This window comes from Methylocella silvestris, assembly GCF_002891535.1.
In the GTDB taxonomy this organism is placed as follows: domain Bacteria; phylum Pseudomonadota; class Alphaproteobacteria; order Rhizobiales; family Beijerinckiaceae; genus Methylocapsa; species Methylocapsa silvestris_A.
Map to the genome: position 1 here is coordinate 1 of NZ_PDZR01000024.1, position 14,529 is coordinate 14,529.

Annotated in this window: 13 protein-coding genes and 1 pseudogene; 2 read left to right on the plus strand and 12 right to left on the minus strand. The window is 60.4% G+C overall.

The window, feature by feature from the left end; translation table 11 throughout:
- Positions 1–379 precede the first annotated feature (379 nt).
- The 11 genes and pseudogenes from CR492_RS16765 to CR492_RS16820 all read right to left on the minus strand — a co-directional run bounded on the left by CR492_RS16765 (position 380) and on the right by CR492_RS16820 (position 12,335).
- Positions 380–1,534: a hypothetical protein gene (locus tag CR492_RS16765; RefSeq protein ID WP_146030306.1), complete on the minus strand. Its 1,155-nt coding sequence runs from the start codon at positions 1,532–1,534 to the stop codon at positions 380–382.
- A 62-nt stretch (positions 1,535–1,596) separates the two neighbouring features.
- Positions 1,597–2,052, minus strand: coding sequence for a hypothetical protein (locus tag CR492_RS16770; protein ID WP_146030307.1), 456 nt, complete (start codon positions 2,050–2,052; stop codon positions 1,597–1,599).
- A gap of 247 nt (positions 2,053–2,299) precedes the next feature.
- Positions 2,300–3,436: pseudogene (locus CR492_RS16775) on the minus strand (IS3 family transposase).
- A 498-nt stretch (positions 3,437–3,934) separates the two neighbouring features.
- Positions 3,935–4,225, minus strand: coding sequence for a hypothetical protein (locus tag CR492_RS16780; RefSeq protein WP_102844885.1), 291 nt, complete (start codon positions 4,223–4,225; stop codon positions 3,935–3,937).
- 219 nt (positions 4,226–4,444) lie between these two features.
- A complete protein-coding gene (locus CR492_RS16785) occupies positions 4,445–5,116 on the minus strand; it encodes a response regulator transcription factor (RefSeq protein WP_102844886.1) in 672 nt (223 codons plus the stop codon).
- Entirely contained in the window at positions 5,116–7,431 is a 2,316-nt protein-coding gene (locus CR492_RS16790; protein WP_102844887.1) for a GAF domain-containing protein, read from the minus strand. Before CR492_RS16790 ends, CR492_RS16785 begins: the two co-directional genes overlap by 1 nt.
- Complete coding sequence (locus CR492_RS16795; protein WP_180982584.1) at positions 7,424–8,062, minus strand: biliverdin-producing heme oxygenase; 639 nt, start codon at positions 8,060–8,062, stop codon at positions 7,424–7,426. Before CR492_RS16795 ends, CR492_RS16790 begins: the two co-directional genes overlap by 8 nt.
- 142 nt (positions 8,063–8,204) lie before the next feature.
- The gene (locus CR492_RS20570; protein WP_146030308.1) at positions 8,205–8,816 is read right to left on the minus strand and encodes a hypothetical protein; all 612 of its coding nucleotides are present in this window, start codon (positions 8,814–8,816) and stop codon (positions 8,205–8,207) included.
- Between the two features lie 131 nt (positions 8,817–8,947).
- Positions 8,948–10,201: an SAM-dependent methyltransferase gene (locus CR492_RS16810; protein WP_102844891.1), complete on the minus strand. Its 1,254-nt coding sequence runs from the start codon at positions 10,199–10,201 to the stop codon at positions 8,948–8,950.
- Positions 10,198–10,995 (minus strand): DUF1365 domain-containing protein, encoded by a 798-nt coding sequence (locus tag CR492_RS16815; RefSeq protein ID WP_102844892.1) that lies wholly within the window; start codon positions 10,993–10,995, stop codon positions 10,198–10,200. Before CR492_RS16815 ends, CR492_RS16810 begins: the two co-directional genes overlap by 4 nt.
- On the minus strand, positions 10,992–12,335 hold the full coding sequence (locus CR492_RS16820) for an NAD(P)/FAD-dependent oxidoreductase (protein ID WP_102844893.1): 1,344 nt from the start codon (positions 12,333–12,335) through the stop codon (positions 10,992–10,994). Before CR492_RS16820 ends, CR492_RS16815 begins: the two co-directional genes overlap by 4 nt.
- Positions 12,336–12,481: 146 nt before the next feature.
- On the opposite strand from CR492_RS16820, the gene CR492_RS16825 reads away from it, so the two are divergent.
- Positions 12,482–13,318, plus strand: coding sequence for an alpha/beta hydrolase (locus CR492_RS16825; RefSeq protein ID WP_102844894.1), 837 nt, complete (start codon positions 12,482–12,484; stop codon positions 13,316–13,318).
- Positions 13,315–14,124 carry a DUF1295 domain-containing protein gene (locus CR492_RS16830; protein ID WP_102844895.1) on the plus strand — a complete coding sequence of 270 codons (810 nt, stop codon included), beginning with the start codon at positions 13,315–13,317 and terminating at the stop codon, positions 14,122–14,124. Before CR492_RS16825 ends, CR492_RS16830 begins: the two co-directional genes overlap by 4 nt.
- Here CR492_RS16830 and CR492_RS16835 read toward each other — a convergent pair.
- On the minus strand, positions 14,121–14,522 hold the full coding sequence (locus CR492_RS16835; RefSeq protein ID WP_102844896.1) for a DUF2177 family protein: 402 nt from the start codon (positions 14,520–14,522) through the stop codon (positions 14,121–14,123). The genes CR492_RS16830 and CR492_RS16835 overlap by 4 nt on opposite strands.
- Positions 14,523–14,529 lie beyond the last annotated feature (7 nt).

Below are 14,529 nucleotides of genomic sequence, written 5' to 3' on the forward strand. Positions count from 1 at the left end.
AATCACCTGCTCGAACAAATCGAGAGCTTTCGCGTCGGCGACAAAAACAGGGATCGAGAAGACGACCTCCTCGACACCTTCTGCTATGGCGTCGCCATCGCACTCGGCAATAGCAAGGGATTTTAGGCGGCTCAGGGCACGTCTTTGCGCGCCGGCCTGCTCACTTAAATTTTGATGAATCGGTCAGCCGCGCCGCTGCGCCGTTTACAGACTTTTATGGGCTTTACAGCAACCGCCGAGCAAGTCCGGTTTTTCGCCCGCGATCTGTTCACGCCCGCGCGCGATTTTTCGTGCAGGAACTCGCAGACCGATTGGCGTCATCCCCCAATAGACACGCCAACGCCATTCTGCAGATACTGAATCCCCGCGGCGACGCGCATCAGTAGTCTACAAATTCGTGAAGATTGACCCGAAGAGCGGCGGCCTCTTGCTTTAGAGCGCTATCTATCGAGAGGCCGGGCAAATCTGCAATGTTCTGGACATAATTGATATGGGCGTCCCGCAAAAACCGTTGATACTCCGACGTTCCGGCCTGCAATCCCAACACCCGCGGGTCCGGGTCAGCCAGCATGCGCGCCAAGCCTGGGTGTAAGCACGCCTGTTCCGCAACTTCCTGCGGAGTTTCGCGCTGTAACTCAGCCATCTTTCGCACCCAAAGCAAAATTTGGCCTGGCTGGAAACGAGCTGGCAGATCAAATGTCGGCGCGAAGTAATGCGTTCCAAGCTCATCCACATTCTGGCGAAGACGCTGCAACCTGTTTCGTTCACCTTCGGTGAACATAAGGCGTTCGAGACGTCCGCCCTCATTTGATCCCAAGCTCGCTACCACTGCGGCGCACAGGTGCCCGAGATAAGTCGCATTACAAAATCCCGAGACATTCAATGTTTTTCGAACTCGCCACAGGCGGTAAGCTGCATCGCTCAGCTGTTCGGCCTTATGCAAAAGCATGACCTTCACCGGCGGGCAGGTTCGGTTGAAAAGCCCTGGAATCATCGAATATGACGTCTCGTATAAGGTGGGAATCATGTGGCGGGCGAGTATTCCAGGAACTTCAAAACGCATGTATCGAGCCGCCAGCCGAAGGACCGGATCTGGGCCTGTAGACACGCCGAAATTGACGCCCTCGAACAACGGCTTCGTGATCGCCGCAGCAAACGGCATCGTCGAGTCCTTGTGGCGGCGCAGCGTGCAAAACTGGGCGATTGATTGCATCACGAGCTTCGGCTTGCGCATGCCAGGAGGTACGTCCCGCCGGGGGAGTTCAGCCGCGATCTCGGACGCGCGCCGCCAGAGCTCGCTTTTTCCTGCGTCATCGGGCACGGCGGGATGCAGCACATTTACGGCCGTTTCATCCACCCCCTGAGGCAATGTCGAGGTTCGATAAGCATGCTTGCTGGGGATATCGAGGAAGACGTATCCAGGCGGCCTTCCATCGGTAAAAACTTCCTTGTTCCAACCGTCTAGAGGCGTGCTTACGCCAAAAACACCGTGAAGCGCATCAGACCATGCGCCATCTGCGGGTCTCTCCAACATCAATTGGCGGCACGCGCAAAGCCAAAGGTGAAGCTCAGGAGACTCGACCTCGTCACGGCCGGTCACGAACGCCGAACGATCGCCTGCACGACGACCGTCACCTCATGTGCCGTTTCTCGCGCCTGCGCGTTGATCGCGCCCGCGTCAACCAGTACTTTTGCCAACGTCTCTTCAGCCGCGCGCGCCGCCTCGGGCGATGCGCCGCGCTCCTCGATTGCTGTCAACGCGAGCTGAAGCTGCTTTTGTTGCGCCTCGCCGTCAGAAGGCTCGATTTTCTTGGCGCGGATTTTGGCCAAGTAGTCGCGCGTGGCGTCGGCGTGCTGCTTAGCGAGGGGCTTTATGCCAAGCTCGTCCAAATAGGCTCCCGCGTAGCGGTTAAGGACAAAAAGCACAGTTCCAATAAAAAGTGCCTCGCCGATAAAATATCGGTCCTCCGCGCTGGGCGTAGCCAATACGGTCGCTAACGCCTTGTCCATTTTACTGCTGAACTCGCTTACGGCATTCGACGCATCTGCCATCATTTTCCCCCTTCGAAGTCAGCAAACGTCGTCCGACGCTTAGATTTGTTTTTCACTGCGTTGCGCATTCGGCAAAGGACATGAACGCCACCAGCGCCCCGTCAGAAAACTATCCGTCCGCACCTGCCAAGACTAAATAAGTCAAGATACGCACGGTTGCCAATTGCTTCTGAGCCCCGCTTTGCGGACAACAAGTTCTCATGCGCGAAGAGCAATGTGAGATGCTGCTGGTTTCATGGACACCGAGTTAGGCTAACATAGCTGCATTCTCGAACTCGACGGGGCTAGATATCCAGCGTCGAGTGTCGGCGGCGCGGGTTGTAGAAGCGCTCGATATAATTGAACACATCGGCAATGGCATCGTCCCGGGTGCGGTAGACTTTGCGGGCGGTGCGTTCGGATTTGAGCGATGAGAAGAAGCTCTCCATCGCCGAATTGTCCCAGACATTGCCGGACCGGTTTATCGAGCAGGTGATGCCATGATCGGTTATCAGTCGCTGGAACAGCTCGCTCGCGTATTGGTTGCCCTGGTCGGAATGATGCAGCAGGCTGTCCGGCTTGCCGCGGCGCCAGATCGCCATGATGAGAGCATCCGTGACGAGCTGGGCGGTCATGCTCGCGCTCATCGGCCATCCAACGCGGCGTGAGAACAGATCGACGACCGCTGCCACATAGAGCCCGCCCTGAGCTGTCCAGATGCAGGGTGAAGTCGGCGATCCACTTCTGGTTCGGTGCTGAAGCTTCGAACGCTCGATCGAGGATGTTGGGCGATACCGCATGACGCTGGCCGGCACTTTTGGCAGGCCTCTGCGTCATGGCCGTACCCGTGGGCCCTGCTAGCGCATCAGCCGCTCGATGCGATGCAGACCGGCGTCGAGCCGTTCGGCGAACACGTCATGCCAGACCGACGAGTTCCGCAAGTCCGGTCGCTGCCGGCAAAGCTCGACTGGATCTCGGCAACCAGCACTTCGTCATGCCGGGCCCGTTGGCTGGACGAGCGATTGAGCCAAGCATGAAAGCCCGAGCGAGAGACACCGAGTGCCTCGCAAATCCACGTAACCGGCCAGATCCCTCGGTGCTTTGCGACGAACGCGAACTTCATATCGAGTCCCTGGCATAGTAGGCCGCGGCTTTTTTTAAGATGTCGCGCTTTGCGCTTGGCGACTTTGCGCCGCAGCTTCTCGATCTCAAGCTGCTCCGGCTTCATCTGACCATGGCCGGGAAACGCCTGTTGCGGATCGACGGAATGCTCTCGCACCCGTTTGCGCAGCGCATTCACATGCAGGTCGAGATCACGGGCCGCCTGCGCGACAAAAACACCTCGATCCACCACCAGCTTCACTGCCTGGAGCTTGAACTTAAGGCCGAATTTCCGTCTCTCCATCAACACTCTCCAATTCCAAAAACACCTTACCTCGGTGTCCTCAAAACCGGCAGCAGCTCACGTTGGCCAATCTTCAGCTATGGCGTCGCCGCCTGAGGCGACAAGTTCTGGCTTCGGCTAGACAACAACGTGAACGCCGGCACTCAATTTTTGCGCGGAGTTGCAAATGGCTCAAGAAACGATTGCGAATTTGGTCCTCCGGCAAGATCGTCCTTTGCAACTCGTCGGCAAGCGCCGCAGGAGTTGAAACCCACGTCCTTGCGTCATACACTCTCAACCGGGGGGCTTCTGCAAATTCGGAGATGATCATGGGACTTGTGATCTGGGTTTGGATTTTATGCGCGCCAGTTGCGGCTATTGCACTGACTTACCCGCGCTCCTGACGCATTTTGGGCTGCCGAGTTTGATCTGAATTCGGCAGCTAGCACGGCAATGATAGCGTTTGCAGTGTCAGCAAGTTGCCCAGGTGGGGCACCTTGCCTTCTAGTTAGCTGGAACCTAACAGCTAGCAAGCTGAGCTGGCGACTTACCATTACGCAAATGAACTGCGAGTGCGTGAAGCGCTTTCACGCTCAAGATCACGGGATCGCTCTCATCGCGCTCGGCCTCATTGAGGATTGCCTGCGCGAGATAATTTCGAATGGACAGGATCTCTGCGGATCCGAACTCTTTTAGTTCGCCCTCCAGCATGGCCCAAGCCTGGTCAAACGCCTTCTGACGCACAATCGCACCATTATGCTCAGTTCGGTTAATGGGCACCGCTTCAACTGCCGGAAGAATGTCGGACATCAATGCTCCAGTCACATACTTTCGCTAAAAAAAGGTCTTGAAATAGACGTTAAGGCGCGCGTTCAGCGGAACCGTCATTCCCCGACAGATCGTCCCGCCAGGTTAAGGGCTGAAATTACAGTAGAATTCGCCCATGGCGCGGCAAAGGAGGAAAATCCCCGCTCCCTGTCGATAAAAGTCCCACATGTCAGGGAAATTACTGACAAAGCGAAGCTTCGGCTAAGATTCGCCGAGCCAGCCTTTGCCAGCCGCGTAGCGCACCAGCTGCACCCGGCTGTCGAAGCCAAGTTTTTCCATCGCCCGCGCCTTATACGTCTCCACCGATTTGACGCTGATGCGGAGTTCGGCGGCGACCGCCTTATGGCTGTGTCCTCCAGCCGTCAATCGCAAAACCTCTGTTTCCCTCTCGCTGAGGTCAGCAATGGCGCTGAGCGCGACGACGGTTGTCTTTTGTGGTATGCCGCCGAGCACTTTTCCAGCGATCGCCGGATCGAGATAGATCCCGCCCGCGGCGACGGCTCGTATCGCCCTTATGAGCTCCTCCGCGGCCGAACGCTTCAGAACATAGCCCGCAACGCCAAGTTCAAGGAGCTGGCGCAAATATCCGCGATCTTCGTGAACCGTAAGCGCGAGAATCTTGCTCTGAGGACAAGCCGCACGCAAAAGCTCGGCGACTTTCGTTCCATTCAGGCCGGGCATCGAAATGTCCAAGATTACGATATCCGGCTTAAGCTCCGTCGCCAAGCTGAGCGCGCTGCGCCCGTCGCAAGCGTCTCCGACGATCGTCATTTCTGGATCGGCGCCGATCAGCGCCTTGACGCCAGCTAGGACGACAGGGTGGTCGTCGGCGAGAAAAACGCGAAGGGAGATGGGCGCCGCCGCGGGGCTCATTAGAGCGGAACATGAATGAAGAGGGTCGCGCCATGCCCGGGGCTGGTTTCAATCTCCAGTTTGCCTCCTACAAGGGACAAGCGCTCCCGCACGCCAAGAAGCCCAAGGCGGGAGGAGGGCTTTGTCGCCGAGTCGACGTCATCCCAGAGAAAGCCCCTGCCGTCGTCCTCCACGATCATTATCGCCTCGCTCGACGTCGCCTTCAGAATGACGCCCGCTTTTTTTGCCTGCGAATGCTTGACGACATTCGTGATCGCTTCCTGAAGAATGCGATAGAGCGTCGTCTCGACAATAGGCGGCAGTCGCCGATCGCTCAAGGCGAGGTGCAAATCAAACTGCAGCCCCGATTTCTGGCCCCATTCCTCCAAGAATTGCTGAATTGCCGTCTGAAGGCCAAGATCGTCCAGGGCCGTCGGCCGTATTTCCCAGGCGAGGCGATTGACCTCTTTGCCAAGACTCGCCGTCAGGTTTTTGAGATCCGCCACCCGTCGCTTGACCGCGAGAGATGAATCGACGTCACGGCCGATACCGTCGAGATCGAGTTGCATTACAGTCAGATATTGCCCCAGACTGTCGTGTAATTCGCGCGCAATCCGCTGTCGTTCCGCTTCCTGGTTGATGACCGTACTGCGCAAGACTTCGGACAGCTCGGCCTCTACAACAGCCCGGCGATCTGATTCGATCTTCAGTTGCTGCGCCGTCGTCTCCCATTGACGGATCCGATGGTCGAGCGCCACAAGCAGCGCATCCTGACGCTGGCGCGCACTCTCACGCTCGCGCGCAATTTGGTCGACCCGTCGCAGAACAACCTCGAGCAGCGACACCCTGAGCGCCTGCGCGGTCTGAATTGCGACGCTGCTCCACGGGCGCGACTGCAGTCGGACTTCCTGCTTCCAAGCGGCGAAGCTCTTTCGCGGCGACAGGCGTTGCCCATCGGGCTCGGCGTTCACCGACTTATCGGGGTTGCCAGCCCACGTCACAGTCTCGATGATTTCCGGCCGGAACCAGATGACATAATCACGCGGGGTCTTCGACACCGAAAGTGCGATGATTCCGCTAGCCACATCTGCAAAGTCGACGGCGGGCGCATAAAGCGTAGGCAGCGCCGAGGTATGAAAGACGCCGTCCTCCGCGGTCTCGTTTAGCCAGCCCACGAGCCCGGCCGCCTGATCCGCGTCCGGCGCCCGTCCGAGATGTGTATAGCGGCCCTCGATCCAGAGCCCCAGTCCATCAGCGGATATAATGTCGAGCAGGCTCGGACGAAGCGTTTCGAGAGCGTCCGCAAGTTCCCCCACTCCCGCAAGATGCGTCAAAAGTCTGTCGTGCAGGACTTTGGACCGGGATCTAAGCTCGAGCTCGGCGGCAGTGATTTTGGTCTCGAGAAGGAACGAAGCCATCTGGCTGAAAAGTTCGAGCGCGACGCGCAGGCGATGCGCGACAAAACGCGGCGTCCGTGAATGGCAGGCCACCAGGCCCCACAATTTGCCGTCGAGAATGATCGACAGCGACATGGTCGCGGCGACACCCATATTTCCCAGATATTCAAGATGAATTGGCGAGACGCTGCGCAATGCGCTCTGGCTCAGATCGAGCGGGCGCCGTTCCTGCGCGTCGAACACCGGTTCGAGCGGGGCCGGTTCATAGCGCGCGTCGGCGATCAGCCTGATCCAGTTGCGCAGATAGAGATCGCGGGCCTGCTTTGGAATGTCGGACGCCGGGTAGTGCAATCCGAGGAAAGGCGCCAGCGCCGGGTCTTTAGCTTCCGCGTCGACCGCGCCGCTGCCATCGGGCAGAAAGCGGTAGACCATGACGCGGTCGAAATTCGTCGCCTGACGCACGACGTCGGCGACGGATTGGCAGAAAGCCGCGACAGAATCGGCCTCCTGCACGCTGCGGATCATGGTCTGAACGAGCGCCAGCGAATCATCTACAATGTCCTCATAGACCGGCTCGAATTCGAGAATGAGCGATCCGTCGCTGAAATGCGCGGTGACGTCGACGCCACGGTTGCCACCCACGGCGTTCATGCGGAAAGCATGCAACGGGCGGATCATCGCCCCCTCATTATCCAATAAGTCCCGCAGCCGACCGATCCGCCCGGCCGAGAGCCAGTCTTCGATCGGTTTGCCGATCAGATCGCGCGGCGCAAAGCCGAGGAGCTGTCTTGTATTGCCGCCTGCCTGCGCCACCGTCAGACTTTCGGCGTCGAGCGCCAGCAAGGCGCCATGGGGCTGAATCGACCCTGGAATATGGATCGGCTCGCGGTCGCAGTTTGACAGGTCCGCGGCGCCGAACGCGGGCGTCTCGTCATCCATCTGCGCCGCCCGATGAAAACGTCGCGCCGCCGCGCTCCAGGCCGGCGAACCAGGCGCCGAACAGGTGAAACGCGTCGATCGCCGCACGTTCGATCTCGGCGACGGCGCCCTCGTCGCCGCCGAAATTTTCGACCGCCGCTACATAAGCCCGCCACATCCGTCCGACGTCAGCTCCATAGCTGGCAAAGAAGCGTCCGCCAAAAGACGGACTGAGCCCAAGTTTCGGGCCAAGTCGGCGCAGGATCAACTGGCCGCCCAAAGTCGAGCCTTCCACGACATAAAGAACGCCAAGACCCGCGGCGATCGATCCCGGCCGGGGCAGACTTTTGCGCTGCGGCAGCGCCGCGCATGCGCCGGCGTCGAGGCCGAAATCGGCAAGGTCGGCGGCGATCCAGGGAAGTTTGCGGCGCGCCTCGAAATCGAGGCCTGTCGGCGTCCAGTGGAGCTCCGACAATGCCTTTTCCAGCGGAGCATAGAGTCCGAAGAACCGGATCAGCAGCGCAATATAATCGTTGCGGCCCATGTCCCGATCGAGGTCGAGGAGTTGCTCCACACGCTGATGCAAACCCTCAGTCGCAAGCCGCAAGCGGCCCCTCACGCCAATGCCGGAAAGCTCAGTCACCGCATCCATCATGTCTGGCGAATCGATTTTCTGACGCCGGAGCATATTCGCAAAACACGCCACGCCGCTGCCGCTCTTTGTAACACGCCGGACGCCGCGACGCCGATTCGGAGAGCCGCGCCGAGACGGCGCCGCACTGTGATGCGGGGGGTCAATTGGACCCCGACTCGTCCCGGGCGCCCCGACGGGCCTTGTTTTTCGCGGCCCTGGCCGACCATTCGTTCGGAGACGCCGGAGTGTCCTTGACCGGCTCCTCCACTTCCCCATCAAAGATATGAACACCGGCGAACTGCTCTCGCAAAAGCTTGATCAATCGATCGACGGCGGGGTCCAGCATCCTGACCCAGATCGTCTCCTCCTCCGATCCCAGCTCCCGCATCTCGGCGATCCGGGCGAGAGAGGTCTCTCTGTCTTCCATCATCAGCGAAGCAGCAACGCGCGCCGCGTTGAGTAGGGCTGAAACGGCGGGATCGCTTTTTGCCTGGATCATCAGGCGAGGAATAATCTGCGTTTCGATCATCCGCCTCAGACGGGCGTTTCGATCGCCGTCTTCAGCGGTCCCTGCGCCGTTCGCAGATAAGGCGTAGCCGTGCGCCGCATCTGGCCGGTCGCCATGTTGCGCCGGCGCGCGAATTTTCAGGTGCGCCTCAAATTTCATATCCCGCACGCGCCGCCTCCCCGGATCGATACGATGATATTCTTCTTGTCCGGCCCCTTTTCCCGAGAACGGTCCCGCGAGCCGAAAGCCGTCGCAAACTGCCATGTTTCGCGCGATTGGCAAACCTTGATCGCGCGAAAATCGAAATTTCCCAAAGCATAATCCGCAGAGGCGTAGCTTCTCTGCACCGTTCCTCAGCGCGCCAGCAAATCGCCACTCACAAACCAGCGAAGGCTCTACAATGGCCGCGTTTTCGCCGACGCGGCGCCCGACCGAGACAGCACATAAAGCCCAACATCCGTCGCGCCGCTGCGAAAGCCGCCCTCGCAATAGCCAAGATAATATTCCCAAAGCTTTCTGAAGCGGAGATCAAACCCGAGCGTCTCGATCGTCGCCCAGTTTTTCTGAAAGCGCGTCGCCCATTCGGCGAGAGTCGCCGCATAGCTTTCGCCAAAGGCCCGGATCGCAAGGAGATCGAAGCCGGCGTCCGTGATGTTTTTGCGAAGGAGGCTGGGCGACGGCAGCATGCCGCCGGGGAAGACATAGCGCTGGATGAAATCCGAGGCGCTTTCATAGGAGCTGAAGCGCGCGTCCTCGATCGTGATGACCTGGATGGCAGCGAGGCCTTCGTAACTGAGACGTGCGCGCATCACGTCGAAATAGGCCGGCCAGAAGTGTTTCCCGACGGCCTCAAGCATCTCGATCGAAACCACCCGATCGAATGTGCCAGTCACATCGCGATAATCCTGCAGGCGTATGTCCGCGCGGCCGGCAAGCCCTGCGCGCGCGAGACGCGCCATGGTGTAATCGCGCTGCGCCGGCGAGAGGGTAATCCCGGTGACCTCGCAGCCGCGTTCGATCAGCTTCTGCGCCAGGCTGCCCCAGCCGCAGCCGATTTCGAGCACGCGTTCGCCGCCGGAGAGAGCCAGCTGGTCCAGGATGAAATTCTGCTTCGCTTCCTGCGCCGCCTCAAGCGTCAGATTCGGCTCGTGAAAAAGAGCGGACGAATAATTCATGTCCTCATCGAGCCAGAGCCCGAAAAATTCATTGCCGAGATCATAGTGGTCCATGATGTTGCGCCGGCTGCCGCGCCGCGTATTGGCCCGAAGCGCGTGACGCAAACGGTTGAGCATGCGGACTGGAAAAAAGCCGCTCATGGCGTTTTGCAAGCCCGAATCATTGCGCGCGGCGAGTTCGATCAGCGCCGCCAGATTCGGGGTTGTCCAATCGCCCTCAAGATAGGCGGCGCCAAATCCGGTGTTGCCTTCGAGGAAAAGGCGGCGGATCGCCCTCCAGCGGCGCACATGAATCTCCGCGCCAGGACCAGGCTGCGCGCCGCGATGTCGAATCGTTTCGCCGCCCGGCGTGATGATCGTCAGGCTGCCGATCGTCATTTTGCGCAGAAGCGTGTGCAATATCAGATGGCGGACGTTGGCGCGGACATCCTGAGGCGCGAGGAGGCGTTCTCCTTCATTAATCTCGTTCGTCAAGGACGGACCTCATCTCTTTCGGGAAGCGGGATAAGACTTGGCGACTGGTCCGGCGGGCCGGGCGAGGGCCTAAGACGCATGCCTTTCAGCAACAGGCGCAGCGCCTCGAAGTGAATTCCGGCGATGACTTTCAAGGTCATCAACGGATAGGCGAAGAGGAGGCCAAGCAGCCTGCCGCCGGTAAATTCAACGCGCCGCCCGGAAAAACTCGTGGCGAGCATCACGCCTTCCGGATCAGCCGCATTGACGTTGAAAGCCATCCGCGCGCCGGGCGGCCGGATCGTGAACCTGTAGGTTAGCTCCATGTCCATGAAGGGAGACACATGCAGCCGCTTCGGGCAATGTTGCGCGATGCGCTCCTGTTGACCGCGCGCGTCGAACAGATAGACGTGCTTCTCGCCAAATGTATTGTTGACCTCATAGAGGATGGCGACCAGATCGCTTTCTGCGCTGTAGCAGAAATACACGCTGATCGGATTGAAGACATAGCCGAAAACGCGCGGCATGCATAAAAGCCGTATGGGGCCGCCCTCGGCTGAAAGGCCGGCGAGCCGCAACGCGCCCTCGACTTTCGCGCGCAAGGACTCGGCGCCGGCGTATAAATGATCCTTGTCATGGAAACTGATCACATTGGCGCGGTTATAGCCGAACAGCCGCAGCTCGCCGTCGAGCGCGGCAAGCTCGTCGAGATCGAAAAGAGCAAGAAAAATCCCGTAGCGGAACCTGTGGCGACGCGGCCTCAGGCGCTGATGCATGACGACGCCGGGATAAAAACAGGACGCCCGCGGCTTCATAACGGAGCCATCTCCGCATCATGCAGCCTGAGCGAGGGAATGCGCCCGGATTCATTCGGCACGCTCCAGGGACGGCGCACGCCGCCGATCTGTTCGGCGACGGCCAGTCCGGCCTGCAATCCATCCTCGTGAAAGCCGGCGCCGAAATAGGAGCCGCAAAACCAGATGTTGCGCTTGCCCTGCAGGCTCCAGAGCCGCCGTTGCGCGTCCAGCGCCGCGGCGTCGAAAACGGGATGATGATAGATTTCACTGTGCAGGACGGAGCCGCGGCGCGGCGCATTCGGCGGGTTGAGCGTCACGAAAATATTCTCGGGCCCGGGCAGGTCTTGCAGCATGTTCATCCAGTAGGTGACGCAGAGGGAATCTCCGCCGCCCTCGCGCATGGTGAGATAGTTCCAGCTGGCCCACGCCTTGCGCCGCCTCGGCATCAGCATGTCGTCGGTGTGGAGCACGGCCGCATTGCCGCTGTACCTGAACGCGCCAAGCAGCCGCCGCTCATCGGCGCTGGGGTCCGCCAGCATTGCAAGCGCGTCGTCGGCGTGGGCGGCGATGACGACGTGATCGAACTGCTCAACATGCCCGGCCGGCGACCGGATTTCCGCGCCTGCAGCCGTCTGCCGGACGGTCAGCGCGGGACTTTCATATCTGACCTCGATATCGCGCAGTATCCGTTCGACATAGGCGCGGCTGCCGCCGGAGACCGTGCGCCAGACGGGCCTTCCGACCAGCTTCAGGAGGCCGTGATTGTCGAAGAATTTTATGAAGGCTTCGGCCGGAAAATCGAGCATGGTTGTGGCCGGCGCCGACCAGATCGCGGCGGCCATCGGCAGAATGTGATCGTCGCGGAAGGGCTCGCCAAACTTCTCCCGCGTGAGATAGGCGCCAAGACTGACGCCCTGCAATGTCCCGAGATGGGCCGGGGCGTTGGCGTAGAAGCGCCGCAGATCCCGCAGCATCGACCAGAAGCGGGGGCTCGCCATATTGCGAGGCTGCGCGAAAAGCCCCCTGAGATCGACGCCGCCGCTATATTCGAGGCGGCCGCCGTCGAGGGACACGGCAAACGACATTTCCGATTGTTGCGTCTTGACCCCGATATGGTCGAACAGCGCCGTCAGATTGGGATAGGTCAGCGTATTGTAAACGATGAAGCCGGTGTCGACAGGCAAAACGCCCGAGGCGGTTTTGACGTCGACCGTGTTGCTATGCCCGCCGGGCCGCGCCGCCCGCTCGAACATTCTGACGCGATGGGCGCCGCTCAAGAGCCAGGCCGCGGCCATGCCCGCAATTCCGGCGCCGACGACGGCAATATTGTAGCCGCTCCCGCGGTCCCCTTGAGTCATTTTTTTCCCCCAGTCTATATACGGCCCGCGCAGGCAAAGGTTTCAAGCCCGAAAAGAAATGATTTTCATAAAATATCGACGGAACTTATCGCCGCCATCACGCGTATCCCGGCGACGCTGCGCGCTCTAACGTCCGAGCTTTTTGAATGTTTCGTCTGGACGAGCGCCTCGGCCTCGCTCTCCTCAATCTACCGGTCTTGTCAGGCGCAAAAGCGATCGCGCGCGATGTCGCCTATGGAGCGCAGCCGCGCCGCCGTCTCGACGTCTATGCTCCGACCGCCGCGTCATCGGCGCCGGTCGTTGTTTTTCTGCACGGCGGCGGTTGGGAGACCGGCGCAAAGGAGGACCACCGCTTTGTGATGGGCGCCCTCGCCGGGCGCGGCTTTGTCGCGATCACATTGAACTACGGGCTCTATCCAGCCGTGCGTTATCCGGTGTTTCTGGAGGACGCGGCGATGGCGGTCGCATGGACGAAGAACCAGGCCGCGGAGTTTGGCGGCGATCCGGCGCGCATCGTGCTTCTCGGCCACTCCGCGGGCGCCTATATTGCGGCCATGCTGAGCCTCGATGCGCGTTGGCTCGGCGGCGTCGGACTTGATCCTGCGCGCGATATAGCGGCCGCGATCGGGCTTGCCGGCCCTTATGATTTTCTTCCCCTGCGAAGCCCCGTGCTCAGAACCATTTTCGGGGCGCCGGAAAGCTGGCCGCAGACCCAGCCGATCGCCTATGTGACAGGCGAGAATCCGAAGATGCTGCTCGCGACAGGCGATGACGACGACGCGGTCGATCCCTGCAAACCACACCGTCTGGCGGCTAAAATCCGCGAATCAGGCGGCGACGTACAAACGATCGTCTACCCGGGCCTGTCGCATCGCGGCATCCTCGCGGCGCTCGCCATGCCTTTGCGTTTTCTGGCGCCCGTGCTTGACGATATCGCCGGCTTCATCGCGCAGCTTCGCCCTCGAACATCGGATCGGCCGTGACCGGAATCATCATCATCATAGCTTGCGTCGCGCTTTTGAATTGCGCCATCATGGGGCTTGCGACGCTCGCGCAGCGCGCTACCGGCAAATCAGGCTGGGCGGACGCGTTTTGGACGTTTGGCGTCGGCGTTTCAGGGGTCATCTTCGCCCTTGCGCCCCTTGCGCCCGAAGGAGGCCCTTCGTCGCGCGCGCTGCTCGTCGCCACCATGGTCTCCCTGTGGGCCGCGCGGCTCTGCGCCCATATCGCGCAGCGCGCCTTTCACGGGCCTGACGATCCACGCTACGCCGCCTTGAAGCGCGAATGGGGCGAGGCTGCCGCGCGCAAAATGTTCTGGTTTTTGCAAACGCAGGCGTTTTTCGCCGTGTTTCTCGCGCTAAGCGTCTGGGCCGCAGCCACCAATCCGCGGCCCGGCCTCGATATGAGGGATTTTGCTGGCGCATTGCTGCTTGCGATCGCCGTCATCGGAGAAACGGCGGCGGATCGGACCCTGCGGAATTTCGCACGCAATCCGGCCCATCGCGGCCGCGTCTGCGATATCGGACTCTGGCGCTGGTCGCGGCATCCCAACTATTTTTGCGAATGGCTCGTCTGGCTCGCCTATCCGGTCATCGCCATCGATCTATCGGGCGCATATCTCTGGGGCTGGTTCGCATTGACGGCGCCGGCGGCGATGTACTGGCTGCTGGTTTATGTGTCAGGCGTTCCGCTGCTCGAAAAACATATGCTGGAAAGCCGGGGCGAGGCGTACCGCGCCTATTGCGACCGCACCAGCGCGTTTTTTCCGTGGCCGCCGAAATCGGCCTAGGCGTGCAAGGCGCGCGTGATGAGAAATCCTGCGGAGGCGGCCGTCGCCGTCAGAATCGCGCCCCATGTCATGTCGATCAGACTGAGCGTCCACGTCCAGTTGCGGACCGTCGCCTGACTGGTCAGATCATAGGTCGCGTAGCAAAAAAAGCCGAACAGGGCGCCGTAAGTCGCGGCGGTCGAAAGCCGCCCGCTCGTCAACGCCGGCGAGACGGCGAATATCACCACGCCTGCAACGAACAGCGCGTAGAAAATGAGCGCGGGCGGCGCGTCGAATCCGGGACGCAAAACGTCCTGCAGCGTCGCCCTGTAGAGCCTGTCCCCCATCAGGCTTAGCCACACGAAATCTAGCCCGAGAAAGACGACGGCGGTCGACGCATAGGCGATCACATAACGCATGTTTGAC

Excerpts from the sequence above, each read along its gene's own strand:
- CR492_RS16765 (WP_146030306.1), bottom strand. The coding sequence starts at position 1,534 with ATGTTGGAGAGACCCGCAGATGGCGCATGGTCTGATGCGCTTCACGGT.
- CR492_RS16770 (WP_146030307.1), bottom strand. The coding sequence starts at position 2,052 with ATGGCAGATGCGTCGAATGCCGTAAGCGAGTTCAGCAGTAAAATGGAC.
- CR492_RS16780 (WP_102844885.1), bottom strand. The coding sequence starts at position 4,225 with ATGTCCGACATTCTTCCGGCAGTTGAAGCGGTGCCCATTAACCGAACT.
- CR492_RS16785 (WP_102844886.1), bottom strand. The coding sequence starts at position 5,116 with ATGAGCCCCGCGGCGGCGCCCATCTCCCTTCGCGTTTTTCTCGCCGAC.
- CR492_RS16790 (WP_102844887.1), bottom strand. The coding sequence starts at position 7,431 with ATGGATGACGAGACGCCCGCGTTCGGCGCCGCGGACCTGTCAAACTGC.
- CR492_RS16795 (WP_180982584.1), bottom strand. The coding sequence starts at position 8,062 with ATGGATGCGGTGACTGAGCTTTCCGGCATTGGCGTGAGGGGCCGCTTG.
- CR492_RS20570 (WP_146030308.1), bottom strand. The coding sequence starts at position 8,816 with ATGGCAGTTTGCGACGGCTTTCGGCTCGCGGGACCGTTCTCGGGAAAA.
- CR492_RS16815 (WP_102844892.1), bottom strand. The coding sequence starts at position 10,995 with ATGAAGCCGCGGGCGTCCTGTTTTTATCCCGGCGTCGTCATGCATCAG.
- CR492_RS16820 (WP_102844893.1), bottom strand. The coding sequence starts at position 12,335 with ATGACTCAAGGGGACCGCGGGAGCGGCTACAATATTGCCGTCGTCGGC.
- CR492_RS16825 (WP_102844894.1), top strand. The coding sequence starts at position 12,482 with ATGTTTCGTCTGGACGAGCGCCTCGGCCTCGCTCTCCTCAATCTACCG.
- CR492_RS16835 (WP_102844896.1), bottom strand. The coding sequence starts at position 14,522 with ATGCGTTATGTGATCGCCTATGCGTCGACCGCCGTCGTCTTTCTCGGG.